The organism is Shigella sp. FJ200513 (assembly GCF_040495915.1).
Lineage (GTDB): Bacteria > Pseudomonadota > Gammaproteobacteria > Enterobacterales > Enterobacteriaceae > ECMA0423.
In genome coordinates, this window is sequence record NZ_JBDYCV010000160.1 from 1 (window position 1) to 5616 (window position 5616).

General features: G+C 49.9%; 8 protein-coding genes and 4 tRNA genes. All 12 read left to right on the forward strand.

From position 1 onward, the window contains the following. Positions 1-96: 96 nt before the first annotated feature. Positions 97-975 (forward strand): ATP-binding protein, encoded by an 879-nt coding sequence (locus ABZJ92_RS20170; RefSeq protein WP_000988183.1) that lies wholly within the window; start codon positions 97-99, stop codon positions 973-975. Further along, entirely contained in the window at positions 972-2363 is a 1392-nt protein-coding gene (locus ABZJ92_RS20175; protein ID WP_000211324.1) for a replicative DNA helicase, read from the forward strand. Before ABZJ92_RS20170 ends, ABZJ92_RS20175 begins: the two co-directional genes overlap by 4 nt. Further along, positions 2360-2617, forward strand: a complete 258-nt coding sequence (locus ABZJ92_RS20180; protein ID WP_001064799.1) for a hypothetical protein — start codon at positions 2360-2362, stop codon at positions 2615-2617. Before ABZJ92_RS20175 ends, ABZJ92_RS20180 begins: the two co-directional genes overlap by 4 nt. Positions 2618-2711: 94 nt before the next feature. Beyond that, positions 2712-2912: a protein ninH gene (locus ABZJ92_RS20185; RefSeq protein WP_000111769.1), complete on the forward strand. Its 201-nt coding sequence runs from the start codon at positions 2712-2714 to the stop codon at positions 2910-2912. Further along, positions 2905-3285 (forward strand): antiterminator Q family protein, encoded by a 381-nt coding sequence (locus tag ABZJ92_RS20190; protein WP_001204832.1) that lies wholly within the window; start codon positions 2905-2907, stop codon positions 3283-3285. Before ABZJ92_RS20185 ends, ABZJ92_RS20190 begins: the two co-directional genes overlap by 8 nt. A gap of 199 nt (positions 3286-3484) precedes the next feature. Beyond that, positions 3485-3561 (forward strand) — tRNA-Ile (locus tag ABZJ92_RS20195). 1 nt (position 3562) lies between these two features. Then, a tRNA-Arg gene (locus ABZJ92_RS20200) sits at positions 3563-3639 on the forward strand. A 2-nt stretch (positions 3640-3641) separates the two neighbouring features. Continuing rightward, positions 3642-3717 (forward strand) — tRNA-Thr (locus ABZJ92_RS20205). 3 nt (positions 3718-3720) lie between these two features. Further along, positions 3721-3795, forward strand: a tRNA-Gly gene (locus ABZJ92_RS20210). A gap of 292 nt (positions 3796-4087) precedes the next feature. Next, complete coding sequence (locus tag ABZJ92_RS20215; protein ID WP_000839566.1) at positions 4088-4303, forward strand: class II holin family protein; 216 nt, start codon at positions 4088-4090, stop codon at positions 4301-4303. A 3-nt stretch (positions 4304-4306) separates the two neighbouring features. Then, positions 4307-4936: a hypothetical protein gene (locus ABZJ92_RS20220; RefSeq protein WP_005083349.1), complete on the forward strand. Its 630-nt coding sequence runs from the start codon at positions 4307-4309 to the stop codon at positions 4934-4936. Positions 4937-5001: 65 nt separating this feature from the next. After that, positions 5002-5535 (forward strand): lysozyme, encoded by a 534-nt coding sequence (locus tag ABZJ92_RS20225; protein WP_001274722.1) that lies wholly within the window; start codon positions 5002-5004, stop codon positions 5533-5535. Positions 5536-5616: the final 81 nt, after the last annotated feature.

A 5616-nucleotide genomic window follows, 5' to 3' on the forward strand; every position in this document is an offset into this window, starting at 1 on the left:
TCATTGGAGCACCTGTGTTGTTCTGAGGTGAGCATATCACCTCTGTTCAGGTGGCCAAATTCAGTGTGCCACTTCAGACATTCTGAGGTGACAGCGATGATGACGTTTAACCTGCGTGAACAACAAAAAAGACTACAGGCGCGAATGGATGAGTTACGGGCAGAGATTGCATTTGCTCAGAAGGGCGAAAAGCCATGGCCTTATCGTTCCTGCCTGATGCGTGAAGGTCGCGGATATTGCGAAAAACATGGCGAATATCACACGCATATACTGGTGTGGAGCGATCGTAATGGCGAGGACAGAGAAGAAATTTCATGCTGCCCTGACTGCTTAATCGCTGAGGCCAACGATTTGACCATGGAGCTGTCGTCCATCAAGGCGGAAGAGCTGACTGATAACGCCGGAATTGCCCTGCGTTTTCGGGACTGCGAGTTTGATAATTATCTGGAGGTTAATCCTGGCGCAGCCAGAAATCTTGCGGCCTGTCGCCGCTATGCGGAGAACTGGCCAGATATGCTGGAGAACGGTACCAGTCTTGTTATGACCGGCAGTTGTGGTACCGGAAAAAATCATCTGGCTGTGGCTATGGCAAAACACATCATCCGTAACTATCTGGCCAGTGTGGAGATCACCGACGTGATGCGCCTTACCCGTGCTGTGAAAAATTGCTGGCGGAATGACAGCGAAAAAACAGCGGATGAAGTTATTGAGCGTTATGCGTCAATGGATTTGCTGATCATCGACGAAGTTGGCGTTCAGTTTGGCAGCGCGGCTGAAATGGCTATTTTGCAGGAAATTATCAACGCCAGGTACGAAAGTATCTTGCCCACCATTCTGATCAGTAACCTCTCACCGGAAGAGTTGTGGGCGTTCATCAGTCCCCGAATTGCCGACAGGATCACAGACGGGGGACGCAACTGGTTGTCGTTTAACTGGCCCAGTTACCGTTCTCGTATCAGAGGTGTGGCTGCATGACAACTCCAGTATGGCGTAACGATGACCTTGAAGGCGCTGTCATCGGCGCGTTCTTTCTGCGCGGAGCAGATCCTGAAGTGATGGATATTCTGGCCACACTGCCAGCGGACGTTTTTTCTGTACGAGCGTATCAGGATATCTATACAGGCATCTGCAGACAGGCCCGTGTTTCAGGAGTGATTGACCCCGTGCTGTTGTGTAATGAGATGCCGGAACTTGCCCCGGTGATTACTGATACCGGGCGTAAAACCTGGGTGAAGTCTTCACTGGAGCACTATGTTGCAGCGTTGCGGCGCAATGCCGCACTGCGCGATGCAGAAAAAACACTGAATGAGGCGCTGCAGAAATTACGTGATGCGCATACCTGTGAAGCAGCTGAAGATGCCCTGAAGGATGCGCAGAACATGATGGTCACACTGTCGACAGGAAAGGGCGTCATTCAGCCGGTACATATTGATGATGTGCTTCCGGAAGTGGTTGAGCGTGTTGAATGCCGGAATCAGGGGCTGGAGAAATCCAGGACGTTGATGACCGGTATTGATGAACTGGACGCAAAAACAGGCGGTATGGAGCCCGGAGACCTGGTATTCATTGCCGCCCGTCCTTCGATGGGGAAAACCGAACTTGCGCTGGACATCATCGACAAGGTGACTGAGCAGGGGCATGGTGTGCTTCTGTTCACCATGGAGATGGCGAACATCCAGATTGGTGAACGTATGGTGTCTGCGGCTGGAGGGATGCCAGTATCACGCCTGAAATCTGTGGCTCACTTTGAAGATGAAGACTGGACGCGTTTCTCACAAGGGGTGGGGCGGATGACCGGGCGCAATATCTGGATGGTGGACCAGGCGAACCTGGCCATTGATGAGATATGCGCAACAACGAAACACCACCTGATTAAATATCCGGAAACGGCGCTGGTGGTGGTTGATTATCTCGGGCTGATAAAAACCCGAACCACGGGGCGTCATGACCTTGCCGTGGGTGAAATCTCAAAGGGGCTTAAAGGCCTGGCAAAATCCGGTGGTTTTCCGTTGATTGCGCTGAGCCAGCTCTCCCGCGGTGTGGAGTCCAGACCCAATAAACGTCCCATGAACTCAGACCTGAAAAATTCCGGAGAAATAGAGGCGGATGCAGACATCATTCTGATGCTTTACAGGGATGAAGTGTACAACCCGGATACGCAGGCCAGGGGCATCGCAGAAATCAATATCACGAAACAACGTAACGGTTCTCTGGGAACGATTTACCGGCGTTTTTATAACGGACATTTTCTGCCTGTGGACCAGGAAAGTGCACGGGTGCTTTCCACTCCCATGAAGCCCGGCAATCCGCGCAGATACAGTAATAAACGAACTGACAGCAGTAAGATGGAGCGTTTCTTTTGAACAACCAGACAATGACTTTTACCCCTGAACAATTGCGTAAACACGCGCAGGAAATGCTGCGTCATGCTGAACAACTCGAAAAAACGGGCATAACAAAAGATGCTATCCGTAAAGATATGGTACCCGCGCTTCGGGAACTGATGCAGGCGAAGCATCGCGCACAGAAAGCAGTAGATGAGCTGGTGGACTGTGTGGCAGAGCTGGAAACCAGAGTCGGAAAGTTTGAAAAACTGGTGCAGGAGGCGCTGCGCTGATGCGCCATGAGTTTGTTTTGCCCTGGCTTGTGCGCGATCATTATGTCCCTGGTGGAAAGCCCGGGATAAAAATCACCGAACCGGAGAGTATTTGATGAGCGTCAAAATTCAAACGATACCGGAACTGCTTATCCAGACACGAGGTAATATGACCGAAGTTTCACGAATGCTGAACTGTAATCGCGCCACGGTAAGAAAATATGCTGAAGATAAAGAGGGCAAAGGGCACGCCATTGTTGATGGTGTTCTGATTGTTCATCGTGGATGGGACAGGGGTAAAGACAGTGATGCGTGATATTCAGCAGGTTCTTGAGCGCTGGGGCGCGTGGGTGGCTAATAATCATGAGGATGTGACCTGGTCGTCCATTGCTGCCGGTTTTAAGGGATTAATCCCTTCAAAAGTAAAATCCCGCCCGCAATGCTGTGACGATGACGCGATGGTTATATGTGGGTGTATGGCCCGCCTTAACCGGAACAACAACGATCTACATGACTTGCTGGTTGACTACTACGTGTTTGGGATGACATTCATGACGCTGGCGCGGAAGCATGGATGCTCAGATGGTTATATAGGAAAGAAGCTACAAAAAGCCGAGGGGGTGGTGGAAGGAATGTTGATGATGTTGGGTGTCCGGTTAGAAATGGACAAATATATTGAACATCCCTGATGGTAAGGGGCGACTTTCTAGAAAATATTTTACGTACGTAAAAAACGGGATATTCTGTTAAGAGTGGTTGCTTCGCCACACAGCTTAAACCCGCCTCCGGGCGGGTTTTTTATGCCTGAAAAACGGTACAGGACGTTAAACACGCTGGTGGTCAGATGAGTTTGCAGATGTGATGACATATGGTTATTATTCTGCCTCCGGCCCTTTAGCTCAGTTGGTCAGAGCGAGCGACTCATAATCGCCAGGTCGCTGGTTCAAGTCCAGCAAGGGCCACCAACCACCACTAGCTCATCCGGATAGAGCATCAACCTTCTAAGTTGACGGTGCGAGGTTCGAGTCCTCGGTGGTGGGCCAGCGCCGACTTAGCTCAGCAGGCAGAGCAACTGACTTGTAATCAGTAGGTCACCAGTTCGATTCCGGTAGTCGGCACCATATGCGGGCATCGTATAATGGCTATTACCTCAGCCTTCCAAGCTGATGATGCGGGTTCGATTCCCGCTGCCCGCTCCAGTCAGAGTCTTTCAGTCTGCGATGATGGGAAATCCCGGAGTGACTGAAAGACGTTTAAGTTATGAATGATCGCCTTTTTTTGCAAAATTGCTGTGCAGAAATACTAACCTTCGGGCGTGCGATCATTCATAAGCACTCTGCTTTTATTCCGATTAACTGTGGGTGGTTTGTTGGATAGAGTGCTTTCCTTACTGTATATATCGTTTCGCCCGCTTTTGCGTTTTTTTCTTTTCAAATCCCTTTCATTTCTCAGTGTAAAACTACGCCATCCGTTATTTGCGGAGGTGAGGCTATGAAATCCATGGACAAAATTTCAACGGGCATTGCCTACGGCACCTCCGCCGGCAGTGCCGGCTACTGGTTTTTGCAGTGGTTGGATCAGGTCAGGCCATCACAGTGGGCTGCGATTGGTGTGCTGGGAAGTCTGCTTCTGGGGCTTCTGACTTATCTGACGAATCTGTATTTCAAAATAAGAGAAGACAAGCGTAAGGCTGCACGGGGAGAGTAAATAATGAAGCATGAAGAAATGAATCAGCGATTCAATCACCTGGAAAATGAAATCACTGAGCTTAATAAAAAATTGTCGGCGTTGGTGAGTTCTGAAGATGAAAACAAACGCCGCGATGAGCATTATGCGGCGATTTACGATTACTGCCACAAAGTCGCTCACGAGACTTTTATGAAGTTTTTGCAGGAAAAGTTTTTACCGGCCGCATTGTCAGAAAAAGAGGCGGCTTACCTGCGGCCTGAGTACGTCATTACGGTTAACAGTGCCGGAGAGGAAGAGCATAAAAGTGATTTTATTGCGTCTGCACCGGATAAAGACCAGGAACCCCATCGGCCTTTCAGGGTTTCCTGTGAAGAGGGTGAGTTCGTCGTTTATGAGAACGGAAAACCTGTCCGGGCATCGCATCATCACTGCCTGAAAATTATTAATCTCGCTATCAGATGCCTGAAAGACGAAAACACCAGAGTTATGAAACGCATTGGCCGTTGCATGGGGTATTTGCAGGTGGCGGCAGAGATTGAAGCACTTGCCAGTGGTGCAGACATGGATGCTGCGGTGCGGGAGGCTCTTCTTCGTGATTTCAATACTCCCCCTTTAAGAAAGAGCCTGATGACTGGATCCAGCCGGGGCTGACTTATCTTAAAAGGCGTATATAAGTTGGCTCGTTATTTGTTGCCGATAAATCCTGATAAATATCCATGAGCGCAAAAATCAAATACGGCCTGTCGGCTGCTGTTCTGGCGCTGATTGCCGCAGGCGCGTCTGCTCCCCAGATACTTGACCAGTTTCTGAACGAAAAAGAGGGTAATCACACAACGGCATACCGTGATGGTTCTGGCATATGGACCATCTGTCGTGGTGCCACAATGGTGGATGGTAAGCCTGTCATACCGGGAATGAAGCTGTCGAAGGAAAAATGTGACCAGGTTAACGCTATTGAACGTGATAAGGCGCTGGCATGGGTGGAGCGCAATATTAAAGTACCTCTGACCGAACCCCAGAAAGCGGGTATAGCGTCATTTTGCCCCTATAACATTGGCCCCGGTAAGTGTTTCCCGTCGACGTTTTATAAGCGGCTGAATGCCGGTGATCGTAAGGGCGCATGCGAGGCGATTCGCTGGTGGATAAAAGATGTTGGGCGCGATTGCCGCATACGTTCAAATAACTGCTATGGACAGGTTATTCGTCGTGACCAGGAAAGCGCATTAGCCTGTTGGGGGATAGATCAATGAGCAGAGTCACCGCGATTATCTCCGCTCTGGTTATCTGCATCATCGTCTGCCTGTCATGGGCTGTTAATCATTACCGTGATA